We start from the raw sequence: 15770 nt of genomic DNA, 5'->3' as shown, positions 1-15770 counted from the left end.
TGACACCCTACTTAACCGTCATACCGCGATTCATTCGCGGTATCTCTTAGCCGCTAACAAGTAGCGGGATGACGAGCTTATCGTCATGCCACTGCGAACCGTCATACCGCCGCGAACCGTCATACCGCGATTCATTCGCGGTATCTCTAGATCCCGCTAACAAGCAGTGGGATGACGAGCTTATCGTCACGCCGCCACGAACCGTCATACCGCCGCGGCGCTAACAAGAGATCCCGCTAACAAGCAGCGGGATGACGGTTGTCGTTTAGCCATAAACATTAAAAAATTTACCAAATGAAAAAAAAGGCAAAAGAAACCCTAGTCATTGTCTATTTTCAGTATTGGCGTTTTTAAGTCTTAAACACTGCAATTTAGCTGCTTTTGAATGCAACTAACCTACGCTGCAAATGTTTAAGAAATTTACTAAGCAGAAAAAAAGGCAAAAGAAACCCCGTGTTAGCTAGTTGTCACTCTCTAATCCTGCAAATTGGCGTACTATACTGTCTTAAACGACTTATAAGCGCGTTTCAGCTTATATAGGTAAAAACCCAGAAATGTTGTGAAGACATAAGGTGCACATAGTGCAAAAAATTAAAAATAAGACGCCAACTACGTTGTTTTCTTGCTGTTTAATCTGCACAGATGAAGATAACTGAATACCTTCAATACCATGATAAGGGGGCTGGCGGAGTTTGTCAAGCAAGTTTTTCGTTTCTATATGCGCTACCTTAAGACTTCAACGTCTTAACGCACCTAACTCCATCTGCATATAAATTTGCATGGCTCTTTCCAGTATTAAGCAATGCAAATCCAACGTTGTCTACACTAGAGCGCAGTTCCCCTATTTCCTCATTGTTTTCATTTGTCACTTTAGTGCCAATATCTGGAAGTGCGTTATCCCCCTCAACAAGGTAAAGTTTTCTTCTGAATATTTCTTGTCTGCTCATTCGATTTACAACTTCCTGACCTATATAACACCCCTTATTAAAGCTTATACCGTTTACTTTATCGATTAAAAATTGCAGCGGAAACGATGAATTCTGCACCATATCTTTCGCTCCATCTGGAACGAGATTTTGAATTCTGACTTTTTCATACTGAGTAAAATCCCCAACCGGCTCTTTCATTTCATCTTTATGTATGATCCTCATTCCTAGCAGCTTGTGCCTTGGATCTTGAAAAATAACTTGTGACTTACTACTACACTCCGCCAACTTAGTATTAAACAAAACTCCAACCTTATATAGTGCACTAACGTCTTTAATCTTTACCCTCAAATAAGTTTTAAGTAAATCTAGTTTCTCGATTATTTGCTGCAAGTGCATGTTTTCGCACTCCAAGAGGGTGTATTTACCATATTCAATAAGAAAAAAATCATATAGATATTTTCCCTGAGGGCTAAGCAATAAAGAGTAAATGGCTTTTTGGCTATCCAACTTATTAATATCATTGGTTATAATACCCTGCAGAAAATCTCTAGTGTCAGGCCCATATAGCACTATCACACCACGACTTAAAAATGGTATATAACTCATGAAATCTCTATAAATAAATCTAAATTTTATTATATAACATTAGGCTCTTTTAGAAACTGCTTTTGGCGTGCATATTTTATAATGGCGTGCATATTTTACAAGCTCCAGCCCTTGAAATCTAACTTACGAGTATATATATATAAACTTATAAGTTAATTTGTTGATGAGGAAAAACAAATGTCAAGTATAAGTTTAAATGTATTAGATGATAGCGTGCTGATCAAGCCTATTAGCGAAGAAAAGCAAGGTGGAATTGTGCTTCCATCAAGTGCTGAAAAGAAACCTACTAAAGGTGAAGTTATAGCAATTGGTGAAGGTTCACGCAATTCAAGTGGCGAACGCGTAACTTTAACTGTGAAAGCTGGTGATAAAGTGTTCTATCGCCAATGGGCTGGTACAGAAATAGAACATAATAATGAGAAGCTTATCGTGATGAAGGAATCCGATATACTTGCTGTCATTAAGTAGCAGTCTTTATTTTACTAAACTGAAACAAAGCGCAACATAGCGCATTGTAAATGGTTTTATTATAGTTTTCTAAATTTTTTATTAACAAGAGGTGATAAAAATGACTAATGTAGTAGTATCAGGTGAGCAGTTGCAAGAAGCCTTTCGTGAAGTCGCAGCAATAGTGGATTCAACGGTAGCAATAACTGCGGGACCTAGAGGAAAAACAGTAGGGATTAATAAGCCCTATGGAGCACCAGAAATTACAAAAGATGGTTATAAGGTGATGAAGGGTATCAAGCCTGAAAAACCATTAAACGCTGTAATAGCAAGCATCTTTGCACAAAGTTGTTCTCAATGTAACGATAAAGTTGGTGATGGTACAACAACGTGCTCAATACTAACTAGCAACATGATAATGGAAGCTTCAAAATCAATTGCTGCTGGAAACGATCGTGTTGGTATTAAAAACGGAATACAGAAGGCAAAAGATGTAATATTAAAGGAAATTGCGTCAATGTCTCGTACAATTTCTCTAGAGAAAATAGACGAAGTGGCACAAGTTGCAATAATCTCTGCAAATGGTGATAAGGATATAGGTAATAGTATCGCTGATTCCGTGAAAAAAGTTGGAAAAGAGGGTGTAATAACTGTTGAAGAGAGTAAAGGTTCAAAAGAGTTAGAAGTTGAGCTGACTACTGGCATGCAATTTGATCGCGGTTATCTCTCTCCGTATTTTATTACAAATAATGAAAAAATGATCGTGGAGCTTGATAATCCTTATCTATTAATTACAGAGAAAAAATTAAATATTATTCAACCTTTACTTCCTATTCTTGAAGCTATTGTTAAATCTGGTAAACCTTTGGTTATTATTGCAGAGGATATCGAAGGTGAAGCATTAAGCACTTTAGTTATCAATAAATTGCGTGGTGGTTTAAAAGTTGCTGCAGTAAAAGCTCCAGGTTTTGGTGACAGAAGAAAGGAGATGCTCGAAGACATAGCAACTTTAACTGGTGCTAAGTACGTCATAAAAGATGAACTTGGAATCAAGATGGAAGATCTCACGCTTGATGATCTTGGTACGGCTAAAAATGTTAAAATTACTAAAGATAATACCACAGTTGTCAGCGAAAATAGCGATTCTGACAGTGTGAAAGCTAGAATCGAGCAGATTAAATCTCAAATTGAAACTTCAACTTCTGATTATGATAAAGAAAAGCTAAGAGAACGTTTAGCGAAATTATCAGGTGGCGTTGCTGTGCTCAAAGTTGGTGGAGCAACTGAAGTGGAAGTTAAAGAACGTAGAGATAGAGTCGAAGATGCGCTGCATGCAACAAGAGCTGCAATTGAAGAAGGTATAGTTCCAGGTGGTGGAGTTGCGCTTCTTTATGCTTCATCTGTTCTCGACAAATTAAAAGGTGCAAGTGACGAGGAACAAATAGGCATAAACATTATCAAGAAAGTTCTCAGTGCTCCAATTAGAAGGTTAGTCAAAAATGCTGGTCTTGAATCTGCTGTTATAATTGACTATTTGATTAAGCAGAATGATAAAGAGCTTATATACAACGTTGAGGCTATGAATTATGCTAATGCGTTTACAGCTGGTGTGATTGATCCAGCAAAAGTGGTGCGTATTGCTTTTGAAACAGCGGTATCTGTTGCGAGTGTGCTGATAACTACTGAATCTATGATAGTTGATGTACCAAGCAAAGAAAATGCTTCATCTCCTATGGGTGCAGGAGAAATGAGTGGCATGGGTGGATTCTAAGTAGAATGAAACCGTGGAGCAATTGCTCCACGGTAGTTCCAAAAAATCTCACATTTTACTATTCGTTAAAGGTAATACGTTTGGTGCAGAAATGCACTACTGTTTGCATCCGTTTCACTCCTTTATATTGTGGTTGTCTAATAACAAAAAGGCAGCATAAGAAAACTATAACCCCTAGTATATTTATACTATAGCTGACCCAAGCAACACGTCATACCGCGATTCATTCCACAACTGTACGAACATTACAATATGGCACATAGTAAACGATGTCATGAAAGTAGCTGACACTGGAATGACACCCTTTTGGATGGAAACCAGTGTCACGCACTGGCATGACACCCATTTGTTCCTATAGTTGTCTTTTCTCGTCTACCTTATTTTGCCACTCTGCTGAACAGATACAATTTACAACCTCCCCCCTACCCTTTTTAGTTGTTCAGCAAATATAGAGAGGTTAAAGGGAGTGGTATTACTTAAACAACTAAATAAAAAACCAGGTAGATCATTCTGAAATTCTTGCATTTTTGTCCATAATTTTGTTAAATAACTTCCCTTTTGGTCATATCGAACCAAATTTCTTTTTCACACCACCTTTTAAGCCACTTTCGTTAGTTTTTGTCATAATGCGGTCAAACACTCCCAATAACCTCTTTAATAGGTTTGGAGTTAGCGAAGAGATAAGATCAACAGATACGTTATTGTTTTTGTCATCACCACTTGCTTTATAGTCTATTGAAACGATTCCCCTACTTTTCCCACCAGTAAGAAGTTTTCCAATTATAGGAATTTTTAACAAAGATTTATTAATTGAATATGCTGGTATTACTTGTCCTGCAACCTGGAATTTATAATTTCTAATATCGAGCTTACCACCAGTGCTAATACCTAACTCCGCCCCTTCAAGCCAAGATTCTTCAATTTCAATAGTGCCATCTTTGTATGAAAAAGGTGCATTACATTTGTAAAAGTATACACCTTCATTTTTTATGGCATTTACAATGCCAGGCAATGAAGACATCGACAATAAAGTAGTAAGTAGTGGAGCATCTTTGATGTAGAAATTGCTAATGGATAACGTACCATAATGTTCTCCACTTTCTCTCTGAGGAGAGAGATAAAAAGACAATTTGCCGTTTTTAATTGATTTACTAATGCCTAAGGAACGCAAAAGCATACCTGAATTATCCGCATATATTTCGAGCCCTATTCCACTGTATTCTGCTAGTATGTTGCTGCTATCTTCCAGAAACTGCCCTGTAAATTGACTTCCATTGCAATTACCTTTAGTACAGGTTACATTCAGCTTAGCATTTTTGATAACGATGCCTTCTTTCATAATTACATTGTCAACATTCATACTAATCTCTATATCTTTATTTAATCCATTACTGTTTTTGCCAAGCAAGCCTAAAATATCACTTAAGTTAATTTCCTCACCATAAATAGTTATGGCATTTTTCTCCTTACCTGATTCAATTTCTATACTAAAATCATTATCAGGCAATTTAAAGCTACTAGAATTTAAATATAAATTTCCATTTTCTACTCTTCCGCTGAATTTTATATCTAGGTCATTTCCTACAATGTCTAATTTATCTACTAACAATTCACCTGCTCCTTTTAACCTTGTAGAAAACAAAATTTTATTGTGATCTTCAAAGCGATTTTTCCACCCTAAGTAGCTTGAATGTGATTCAAATTCTGATAAATCTATATCACCATTAACATACCCCGTCTTATCTTGATTTATCACTGACTCTAAATTTGCACTGACATAGCCACTATCAAAATTAAATATTTGAGCAGGTAAATCTCCGGTCAAATTCCAGGCGAAACTTTCATTCCTATTGCTACTTTTCAGGTCAAATAATAGCTGTGTGTTATTCACCATACCACTACCATTTAAATCTATAAAGTCACTGCCAAAACTAAGCTTAATATCATATTTACCAAGACTTGCATTATAGACGGCCAAATTGTCAATTTCGGAATGAAAATTGGCCGAAAAATCTACTTTTTTGTCATCAGCATTTAGATTAAAAATGCGAAAATTAAATACGGATTTTGCCATTCCACTTACTTTATCCCTTTCAACCTTCACCACATCATCCAGCTTAAATTTTATAGGCTCATATAAACCATAAGCATCACTTACAGCTTGGCCATTAATGGTTAGAACTGAATTTTCCTTATTGAGAGATTTCATTGCAATATCACCACCATTAACAGTGAAATTCTGAAACTTAGCGCTATTTACAGTAATTTCAAGATCGTTATTCTTGATGATCAAATCACCCTTTAATTCCTTTACTTGCTCAAAATCTTCATCAAATTTTACGCTACCGTTTTCTATATCAGCAACAATTACAATGTCTGACAGATCGTCATCAACCAAATTGTTAATTTTGCCATTGAAACTTACAATGGTATTTAAAACATCCCCATCAATATTATCACAATACCAGCTTTTAAATTTATTATTCACTACACCATCTGGTACATAAGTACATAAATCTTTTGCAGCAAACTTACTAATATTAATTCTAAGCAAAGCATGACTTGTACTAAAGTTCATTTTGCCTATTAAAGAGAGATACGTGTCATTTAACTTAAAATGGAAGTTTTTTACACTAATAATTCCATTACTATATGTTAAATTTATATTTACATTAGTTAAGGCCAAATTTTTGTTCAAATAATTTTCTGTATTTAATACGTATATATTTCCATCTACAATTTCATCCTTTTTATTAATTTTCACTGAGAAGCTTCCTTTGAATCCTATATTTTTGTCCAAATTGTAGCTTTTAACTAATGTAGAAAACTTGCTCAATAGTCCCAATTTTAGATCATAAAATGTCCCGTACACATTTAGCAAATTGTTGCGATTTTTTATCGTAATTGATAAATCATCCAAAAATCCCTTTCCATCTTTTTTATTCACATGAATATCTAAAACATTAAAATCTTCCCCCTTCCCTATATATAATTTATCAATAAAAAATTCATCTTCTGTGCTTTTATCAATAGCGATGTTAGTAAATTCAATTTTTGAATCCGCACTTAAGTCAAAAAAAAATTCCCTTATTGTTTTTACTGAGTTTTGCAGATTAAAATTTACTGCTTTAAAGTCAGCTTCTTTCTGATTGATACATACATGCACATTATCAGCTGAAACCTGAGAGAGATTTGTGCTAGCTTTAAATAAGGAACTTAACTTAAAATGTACAAAAAGCTCAGGAACTTTTATAGTAAAATTAGGGTTTGCTATTGCCAAATCTGTAATGACTAAATACGGATCTTTGCTACCTTTCTGCCAAACAACTGAGGTATTCTCCATATTAACGCTTGAGCCAACAAATATTTTTGATATTTTATGTTTAACATAAAAATTAATATAATTAATATTGATTTCTAAAGGCTTTAAAAAAATAAAGAAGCACAATATGAACAATAAAACTACGGAAAATAATATAGTAATTTTTTTAAGCATCGATTATTGCTTTTCTCGCTAAACTATCAGCCTCCTCATTATACTTATCGCCACTGTGTGCTTTAACCCACTTCCAATCAATTTCGTGTTGTGAAGCAACGTTGTCTAGCTCTTTCCACAATTCCATATTTTTTACTGATTTTTTATTACTTGTTTTCCAGCCATTCATTTTCCACTTATTTATCCACTCTGTTATGCCATATTTAACATAAAGACTATCCGTATATAAATTAATATTACAAGAAAATTTCAATACTTTCAGCCCATTGATCACCGCTGTTAACTCCATTTTATTGTTTGTGGTATTTTCTTCTCTACCATAAATGTCTTTTCTGTAATCTTGAAATAATATGATAGCTGCCCATCCTCCCGCTCCAGGATTACCAGAACACGCCCCATCCGTATATATTGTCACTTCTTTTTTACTCATCTTTGTTTATATCGGTTAACAAAGTATATAGTTGCTTTTATGAAAGCACAATTTCTAAAGGTAGTTTAAGCTGCACCTTTAAATTTTATTATAGAAACAAAAAAAAGTGTGACAACGAGCATTACCAAAAGGAAAAGGAAAAAATAGTTTTTATGTTTCTGCCGTTCTTTCATAACTAAAATAAATCAATAGAACAAAAAATAATACTGGCGAATAGGGAAAATAGATAAGAAATTGAGTAAGAAAACATTTGTTTCTGTGAGTTGTGGTTCTTGAATCTGAGAATTGATATAGCGTACCAAATAAAGATGCAACCTGCAAAAATTGCCATGCTTAGATAAAGTAAAGCCTTTTTCAAGAATAGAGCTGGAAGCAAGCTAGTTAGCACCAGCAAGACACTATAAATTAATATATATTTTCTTGTTTTTTCCGGACCATAAACAATATTGAACATTGGAATCGATGCCTTTGCATAGTCTTCAGACTTATTTAAAGATAGGGCCCAAAAGTGTGGTGGAGTCCACATAAAAATTACTAAAAATAAAATGAAACTTTCCCAATTTACAGAATTAGTCACAGCTGCCCAGCCAATCATTGGAGGGAAAGCACCTGCTGCACCACCGATAACGATATTCTGCGGAGTACGCCTTTTTAGCCAAATTGTATATATGAAAACGTAAAATAATATGCTAACAGCAAGCAAAGCAGCAGAAATATAGTTTACTGCTATTGCCATGATAAATACTGACAATATTCCAAGAGTTATACCAAATTCAAGCGCACTTTCTGCAGAAACTCTACCTGAGGGTATAGGGCGGTTTTTTGTCCTTTCCATGAGCAGATCTATGTCTCTGTCATACCACATATTTATAGCACCTGCAGATCCTGAGCCAAGAGCAACACATATAAGAGATATTAGTGCTAGAAAAGGGTGCATACTACCTGGTGCAGTAACCATACCAGCAACTGCAGTAAATACCACAAGATACATTATCCTTGGCTTCAGCAAACGCCAAAAATCCAGTATTGTTGATTCAACATTTAGCAAAACACTTGTGTACATTCTATTTTACCACTGGTGGCTTTTCGAAAGTATGAAAAGGCGGTGGTGAAGATACCGTCCATTCCAAGGTGTCACCTTCCCAAGGATTATCTCCAGCTTTCTTGCCCCATTTAAAGAGATGTATAACTATAAACACAAAAAACATAACTGAAACAAAGGACATATACGAACCAATTGAGGATATATAATTCCAAGGGATAAACGCATCAGGATAATCAGGTATACGCCTTGGCATACCAGCTAATCCTAAGAAATGTTGAGGTAAAAAAGTGATATTGGTGCTAATAAAAGTAAGCCAAAAGTGGATTTGACCTAAGCGCTCATTATATTGTTTACCCGACATTTTACCAATCCAATAATAAAAGCCAGCAAAAGCTCCAAATAATACAGCAAGTGACATGACATAATGGAAGTGAGCAACAACATAATAGGTGTCGTGCAAGAGCTTATCTATTCCACCATGAGAAAGAATTATTCCCGTTATGCCACCGCCAACAAACATAAAAATAAAACCTAGTGCAAATAGCATAGGGGTCTTAAACTCAATTGCTCCACCCCACATAGTTGCAATCCAGCTAAAGACTTTTACACCAGTTATAACACCGATAAAAATTGTGGTAGTGCTAAAAAATGCAGCAGCGTCAGCACTAAGCCCAACAGTGAACATATGATGAGCCCAAACCATAAAGCCAAATACTGCTATACCTATCATTGCATAAACCATCCCTATGTAACCAAATACAGGTCTGTGAGAAAAAGTTGATACAACCTGACTTATGATGCCAAATGCAGGAAAAATAATTACGTAAACTTCTGGATGACCAAAAAATCAAAATAAATGTTGAAATAACACAGGGTCACCACCACCTGCAGGATCAAAAAAGGAAGTACCAACATTGCGATCAGTAAGAAGCATAGTTATAGCACCGGCAAGCACTGGTAAGGCAACAATCAACATAAATGCTGTTAGCAAGACAGACCAAACAAACAGTGGCATCTTAGTTAATGACATTCCTTTTGTGCGCATGTTAAATATAGTAACTATAAAGTTGATCGCCCCAACAATTGACGACATACCAGCAACGTGGAGTGCAAGTATAGCAAGGTCAACTCCTGCACTTGGATGGGACATTACCTGTGATAAAGGTGGATATAAAGTCCAACCTGTACCTGGACCTTCACCAATAAACACTGAGAGAATGAGCAAAATAAAAGATGACACTAACAACCAAAAACTTAAATTATTCATACGAGGAAATGCCATATCTGGTGCGCCAATCATGAGAGGTACAAACCAGTTACCAAATCCTCCCATGAGGGCTGGCATTATCATAAAAAACACCATTATCAACGCATGCCCTGTAACCATTACGTTATATAATTGATAGTTATTGTTAAGTATATTAATGTGCATTAGCTGAGTGCGAATAATCACCGATAATAATCCACCAATAATTCCAGCTAATATGGAAAAAATAATGTACAGTGTCCCTATGTCTTTATGGTTGGTGGAAAACAACCAACGCTTTATGCCCTTTGGTGCGTCACTCATATCTATACTCCAAATTTAACTCACTAATTTTCTATTTTCAATCCACTTATTAAAATCTTCTTTGCTTACTGCTTCAACAACAATTGGCATAAATCCATGGCCTTGACCACACAATTCGTAGCACTGCCCGTAATAAACACCAGGCTTTTTGATATTAAACCACGCCTCATTCAGCCTACCTGGTATCGCATCAATTTTTACACCAAAAGCCGGTACTCCCCAGCTGTGTATCACATCTCCTGCTGTAACTTGTAAACGAACGTTAGCATTAACGGGTAAAATGATGTTGTTATCAACAGAGAATAGCTTTAAATCTCCTTCGATAAAGTCTTCTTTTCCCTTAATATAACTATCAAATGACACACCTTGATATTCTGGATATTGGTAGCTCCAATACCATTGATGGCCAATAACTTTTAGTGTTATGTCAGCTTTCGGTATTTCTTCCTGTAGCTTCAGTAATTTAGCGTTTTCAAAGGCTAATATTCCAACAATGATAGTTGGTATAACAAACCAAATAATTTCTAAAGGAACACTATGGGTAGTTTTACTTATGTTTGTTACTTTGCTTTTACGAAAGCGAAACGCTATATAAGCAAGCAGCGCCCACACAAAAAGCATTATTGTAACCATCACAAGCATCACAAACGAATGTGACCTAACTACAGCCTCCATTACTTCAGTTGCAGGAGCAGGAAATCCAAATTGCCAGGAAGTAGGAGCAGAGGCAACAGATATATTTGAGTAAAATATTATCAATAGTGCAAATAACTTCACCATATCTTTTGTTTGTTTGCTATAAAACTAAGTGATATACTGTATAATAGTATATATAAACTTACTATGCAAATAGAGATTAGTGATGGTTAATAATTTTTTAGCATTCAACAAGTATAATAGTACAATACTAATTGAGGAAAAAAGCATTTACATAAATCTATTGTAAGTAAAAATATTATAATATTTTAAATTAAGTATTTACTTTAAGTAAATTCTATAATAAGTTTAATAGTGTCTGTTACTGCTAATAACCCTCTAGCCTCACACCTAAAAGCAGTAACAGACACTATTAAACTTTATGATAAGTTTATGATTTGCAAGATCAAAATCTTGCAAGTGTCTTTATTTCATTATACATTGCAGTTTGTTAATTAACTTTTAATGCCTATGGTAGCATCTACTGAACCAAAGGTTTGCGTATTATAGAAAATAATTACAAAAAAAACACACTATTTATATACCATACAAACTTTTTTCATTCTGCATAGCTGAGTTACTAGATTCTGTAAACGAAATCTTTAGAGAAGCCAAATGGGCAAAGTTTCATGAAGGTCTTTGGCATCTCTTAGCATAGATCCCTTACTTAACCGTCATACCGCGATTCATTCGCAGTATCTCAAAGCATAGATCCCGCTAACACGTAGCGGGATGACGATTGTCAGGCTAGCTGTCATCCCAGTGTCAAGCACTGGGATGACAAGGTATAAACCTTATCGTCATGCCGCCACAAACCGTCATACCGCGATTCATTCGCGGTATCTCTAGATCCCGCTAACACGTAGCGGGATGACGATTGTCGTTTAGCCATAAACATTAAGAAATCTACCAAATAAAAAAAAAGGCAAAAGAAGCCCCGTGGTGGTTGGCTATTTACTATGTACTAAAATATCGGCGTTTTTTTTGACCTTACCCAGAAAAAGTGGAGAGAAAGTTTGGAATGTTTTTCACAAAGAGAATGATGAATCAAAATGCTCAGGAATGCAATAGTTAATAGTGACGTTGTTTGTTATAAAAAATTTCTATATATTCAAATATAGCAGTTTTGATATGCTGTTTAGAGTGCCGAGAGGTGTCTATTGGTAACTCCCTTTTTAGAGAACTGAAGAAGCTTTCCACAACAGAATTGTCGTAACAACAACCTTTATGATTCATCTATGTTTTTTATGGATAAGAGATATTGATAACCTTGCAAAGTATATTGTGAACCTTGGTCACTGTGCAGCAGTAGATTTTTAACAGGTTTACGCCTATTAATGGCCATTAATAAAGAGTTCATAACCAATTGTTTATTTATTGCACTACTCATTAACTACCATACGTGAGAATTATTGCTGCCAAATATAGCCATCCCTCCTTGGTTTTGATGTAAGTAATCCCATACTTTATTTGGTTGATCAACAATAAAGTTTTGATCTAGTATATTGGGAGCTACAGCTCTATTATCTGTTTGTTGTTTTTTAATTTTAAACTTTCTTCTCAGTATAGCCCTGATGTCATTTTTCTGCATAATACTTTGCACCGTTTTCAAATTGCAACTTTTACCCAAAGCCTTCAATTCAGCATGAATTTTAGGAGCTCCATATCTACATTTAGAAACTTGATATATTTTTTGAATAGCTTCGAGTAGCTCTTTATTTGCTGATTCTCTACTGCTTATTTTTCTTGTGGTCCACTTATAGTAGCCACTAGCAGAAAATCCTACATAATTCCTGTACTTTATAGCAGTTACTATATAAAAAAATATTTTACTCTTTTTGACTGGCCAGGGCTTTTTTTTAAATGTCTCTTTCCCTTGTTACTCTTGCTTTGTAAATCAAACCTCTCTTTGTCGTAAGGAGCCATGTTACCTCTACCTGGAAATGCATCTGCTGCCGACTTTTTTTCGTTATATTTCTTCATCCATTTTCCTAATACACTATCCCTTATTCCTAGATCTCTTGCTACTTTTGCAACTGGTTGACCTACCTTTCTTTGTTCATTTGCCAGCTTAACAGCTTCCAATTTGAATTCTGCTGTATATTCTCTTACCATTTCTAATCCTCCAAAATTTTATTTTACCCAAAAAAACTCTTTTCTTTCTCTCCACTTTTTCTGGGTAAGGTCACTATTTCTTTTTTACGATCTTTACTTTTATTCTTATTGTTCATATAATATACCCTTCACTAATAATAAATTATTCTTAAATGTTTACTGTTATTTTCTTAGCAGTATTGGCATAAAGCCATAGCTTTTGGGTGAAGTCAAATCAAATTTTCAATTTTTTTTTGTTTATTTTTTTATGAAAAGGTAGAAGATATTAATAGCTGCTAATTTCTTTAAACGATGTTGTCGTAGATTCGTATTTTTATACACCAAAAAGGGTATCTTTGATGTCTCCTACAGCTCCAAACTCATAGCATCCATTTGCCGGCCTTTTAAGGCGCTTTATAGAAGGGTTGATAAAAGATGTAAAAAGGACGTCTAAGGTGCGTAGTAGCATTCTAAAGCCATCTATGGGAGACATTTTTTTCATCAACGCATTCAAAACTTAAAAAAATAAAAAACTTGAACATTTCTTCAGAATTGTGTATAATTATTAATGCTTTTTAAGGTTCTTTCTTATGACTTTTTCTAAGTTTCTTGATCCCAAAAATGATGTATCGTTTAAGCGTATCTTCGGTACTGAAAAAAATAGAGATATCCTTATTCACTTCCTCAATGATATTCTTGGCTTTACTGGTAAAAATGAAATAAAGGATATAGAGTTTTTAAGTACTATTCAAGACCCCGATATCGCCGCTAAAAAGCAAAGTATTGTTGATGTTCTCTGTAGAGATTCTACAGGTGCTCAATACATTTGCGAGATGCAGGTCGCTAAAACTAAAGGCTTTGAAAAACGTGCCCAATACTATGCTGCTAAAGCTTACTCAAGGCAAGCTGATAAAGGTGACCAGTATCATAACCTTAAGGAAATTATCTTCATTGCTATAGCAGATTGTGTACTGTTTCCTAATAAATCTGAGTACAAATCAAAGCATACTATTCGAGATGAAGACACTAATGAGCATGATCTAAAAGATTTCTATTTTATATTTATTGAGTTGCCAAAATTTCCAAAGAATAAGGAAGATCAGTTGGAAAATATAGTTGAAAAATGGGTTTATTTTTTTCGATATGCAGATGAGACTAGTGAAGAAGAGCTGGAAAAAATAATAGGTAGTGATGTAATAATTAAAAAGGCCTATGAAGAGCTAAATAGATTCAACTGGTCAGAAAAAGAATTTATTGCCTATGAACAGGAAATAAAACGTATTCTTGATGAACAGGCTGTCCTCGCTCAAAAACTTGATGATGCTACTGCAAAAGGTAGAGAAGAAGGTAGAGAAGAAGGCATCCAAATCGGACATGAAAAAGGCAGAAAAGCAGAGAAAATCGAAGTGGCAAAGAACTCACTTAAGGCCGGTGTCTCTATTGATGTTATCGCTCAAATTACCGGCCTTTCGACAGATGAAATTCAAAAATTAAGGAATTAATACTTTACCTTGACCTCTAGCTTGAGTTAAATGACATTGAACAGAAGTATTATTTAGATAACTTTTAGGCTCCAAGCTTATTTGTTGTTCTTTTACGTCACTCACTTCTAATCTGCTTAACATTTGTTGCATTAATTGATTTATTACTGGGTCTATTCTTCTATTAAATTCAGCCATAAACTTATCAAACTTTTTCGGACTTAATCTACCGGGATCTCCGGGTTCTCTACCAGGCAATGCTTCCTCTGCGTATGATTTTAAAATCCCTGAAATTTCATTAAATTCACCACTCCTAATTTTTTCATTAATCTTCTCAAATAATTTCTCAAAATTAATATCTAAGCGGTGCATTTTTATACCACCTTTCGATTCAGCTTGCTTCTCTAATACTTCCTTGAACGACTTTATAATATCCGATGTGTAAAAAAGAGCCTTTACAGGATTAACATCAGAAAACTTAGGAAGAGGACACTTTTTATCTAGAAAAGCTTGTAACAAGAAAAACATCAAGCTAGCATTATTACTCGCACAAACTTCACGACTAAATTGGCTAGTATATTGGATATTTGGGTTTCTTACTGTATCAGAATGATTGGAGCTACTTCCTGCTGTACCAGAACGGCTAGAGCTATTTTCTGAAAATGAAGGCAACGCAGCCCTTAAAGGGGAAGAGATAAACTGAAAAACACCTTTAACAGCATCTATCCATGAAGACGGCTTACTTGCTCCGCTTGTAGCTCCTATTTTGTTATAGCCTATTTCGTCACTTTGCGATGAATTGTCTGATGCATTATCATAAGATAGATCACACTTAGCTTCTTTTGTAATACTATATTGTACATCACGCTTCTTGCGAGTAGATCCACAATCCTCAATTTTCCATTGACATGGACTATCTTTGCCCCTGGCCTCCAAGTAAATACTCTCCTTCTATCCCTATCATGGCTAAGATAATCACTAGCAGGATATAAATACTCATTAAAATAAGTGCTTTTTATATATATGTTGTTACCTTCAGGTTCAAATTTCCATTGACATGAACTATCTTTGCCCCCTGGCCTCCAAGTAAATACTCTCCTTCTATCCCTATCATGGCTAAGATAATCACTAGCAGGATATAAATACTCATTACTATAGTAAACACTTTTAATACATACCTCCGATGAAAATACTGCATTCTTTAC

At 35.0% G+C, this 15770-nt stretch carries 10 protein-coding genes and 2 pseudogenes; 3 read left to right on the top strand and 9 right to left on the bottom strand.

What is annotated here, in order from left to right:
• Positions 1-728: 728 nt before the first annotated feature.
• A complete protein-coding gene (ygfZ, locus tag OPR28_RS00230; RefSeq protein WP_265023242.1) occupies positions 729-1535 on the bottom strand; it encodes a CAF17-like 4Fe-4S cluster assembly/insertion protein YgfZ in 807 nt (268 codons plus the stop codon).
• A gap of 186 nt (positions 1536-1721) precedes the next feature.
• Between ygfZ and OPR28_RS00225 the strand changes: the two genes are divergently transcribed.
• Together OPR28_RS00225 and groL are read left to right on the top strand one after the other, a co-directional pair.
• A complete protein-coding gene (locus tag OPR28_RS00225; RefSeq protein ID WP_173862895.1) occupies positions 1722-2003 on the top strand; it encodes a co-chaperone GroES in 282 nt (93 codons plus the stop codon).
• Between the two features lie 100 nt (positions 2004-2103).
• Positions 2104-3753, top strand: a complete 1650-nt coding sequence (groL, locus tag OPR28_RS00220) for a chaperonin GroEL (RefSeq protein WP_155968879.1) — start codon at positions 2104-2106, stop codon at positions 3751-3753.
• Between the two features lie 223 nt (positions 3754-3976).
• Here the strand turns inward: groL and OPR28_RS00215 are convergent, their stop codons facing one another.
• The 7 genes and pseudogenes from OPR28_RS00215 to OPR28_RS07050 all read right to left on the bottom strand — a co-directional run bounded on the left by OPR28_RS00215 (position 3977) and on the right by OPR28_RS07050 (position 13105).
• Entirely contained in the window at positions 3977-4099 is a 123-nt protein-coding gene (locus OPR28_RS00215) for a hypothetical protein (RefSeq protein ID WP_255703183.1), read from the bottom strand.
• A 216-nt stretch (positions 4100-4315) separates the two neighbouring features.
• Complete coding sequence (locus OPR28_RS00210) at positions 4316-7249, bottom strand: DUF3971 domain-containing protein (protein WP_265023241.1); 2934 nt, start codon at positions 7247-7249, stop codon at positions 4316-4318.
• A complete protein-coding gene (gene rnhA / locus OPR28_RS00205; protein ID WP_265023240.1) occupies positions 7242-7679 on the bottom strand; it encodes a ribonuclease HI in 438 nt (145 codons plus the stop codon). Before rnhA ends, OPR28_RS00210 begins: the two co-directional genes overlap by 8 nt.
• Before the next feature lie 175 nt (positions 7680-7854).
• Positions 7855-8742 carry a heme o synthase gene (locus tag OPR28_RS00200; protein WP_174515960.1) on the bottom strand — a complete coding sequence of 296 codons (888 nt, stop codon included), beginning with the start codon at positions 8740-8742 and terminating at the stop codon, positions 7855-7857.
• Between the two features lies 1 nt (position 8743).
• Positions 8744-10294 (bottom strand): annotated as a pseudogene (ctaD, locus tag OPR28_RS00195) (cytochrome c oxidase subunit I).
• A 15-nt stretch (positions 10295-10309) separates the two neighbouring features.
• Entirely contained in the window at positions 10310-11074 is a 765-nt protein-coding gene (coxB, locus tag OPR28_RS00190; RefSeq protein WP_182320018.1) for a cytochrome c oxidase subunit II, read from the bottom strand.
• A gap of 944 nt (positions 11075-12018) precedes the next feature.
• Positions 12019-13105, bottom strand: a pseudogene (locus OPR28_RS07050) (IS3 family transposase).
• 569 nt (positions 13106-13674) lie between these two features.
• Here OPR28_RS07050 and OPR28_RS00165 point away from each other — a divergent pair.
• Positions 13675-14586 (top strand): Rpn family recombination-promoting nuclease/putative transposase, encoded by a 912-nt coding sequence (locus tag OPR28_RS00165; RefSeq protein WP_265023239.1) that lies wholly within the window; start codon positions 13675-13677, stop codon positions 14584-14586.
• Here the strand turns inward: OPR28_RS00165 and OPR28_RS00160 are convergent.
• Positions 14575-15501 carry a hypothetical protein gene (locus tag OPR28_RS00160; RefSeq protein ID WP_015589129.1) on the bottom strand — a complete coding sequence of 309 codons (927 nt, stop codon included), beginning with the start codon at positions 15499-15501 and terminating at the stop codon, positions 14575-14577. The two genes, OPR28_RS00165 and OPR28_RS00160, sit on opposite strands and share 12 nt — an antisense overlap.
• Between the last annotated feature and the right edge of the window lie 269 nt (positions 15502-15770).

This window comes from Wolbachia endosymbiont (group A) of Epistrophe grossularia (assembly GCF_947251435.1).
Classification (GTDB): Bacteria; Pseudomonadota; Alphaproteobacteria; order Rickettsiales; family Anaplasmataceae; genus Wolbachia; species Wolbachia pipientis.
This window is presented reverse-complemented; position numbering and strand designations above follow the sequence as displayed.

Bases quoted from the DNA above. Each gene is read 5' to 3' on its own strand.
- OPR28_RS00210 (WP_265023241.1), bottom strand. From the start codon at position 7,249: ATGCTTAAAAAAATTACTATATTATTTTCCGTAGTTTTATTGTTCATA.
- OPR28_RS00165 (WP_265023239.1), top strand. From the start codon at position 13,675: ATGACTTTTTCTAAGTTTCTTGATCCCAAAAATGATGTATCGTTTAAG.
- OPR28_RS00215 (WP_255703183.1), bottom strand. From the start codon at position 4,099: ATGGGTGTCATGCCAGTGCGTGACACTGGTTTCCATCCAAAAGGGTGT.
- coxB (WP_182320018.1), bottom strand. From the start codon at position 11,074: ATGGTGAAGTTATTTGCACTATTGATAATATTTTACTCAAATATATCT.
- groL (WP_155968879.1), top strand. From the start codon at position 2,104: ATGACTAATGTAGTAGTATCAGGTGAGCAGTTGCAAGAAGCCTTTCGT.
- ygfZ (WP_265023242.1), bottom strand. From the start codon at position 1,535: ATGAGTTATATACCATTTTTAAGTCGTGGTGTGATAGTGCTATATGGG.
- OPR28_RS00200 (WP_174515960.1), bottom strand. From the start codon at position 8,742: ATGTACACAAGTGTTTTGCTAAATGTTGAATCAACAATACTGGATTTT.
- rnhA (WP_265023240.1), bottom strand. From the start codon at position 7,679: ATGAGTAAAAAAGAAGTGACAATATATACGGATGGGGCGTGTTCTGGT.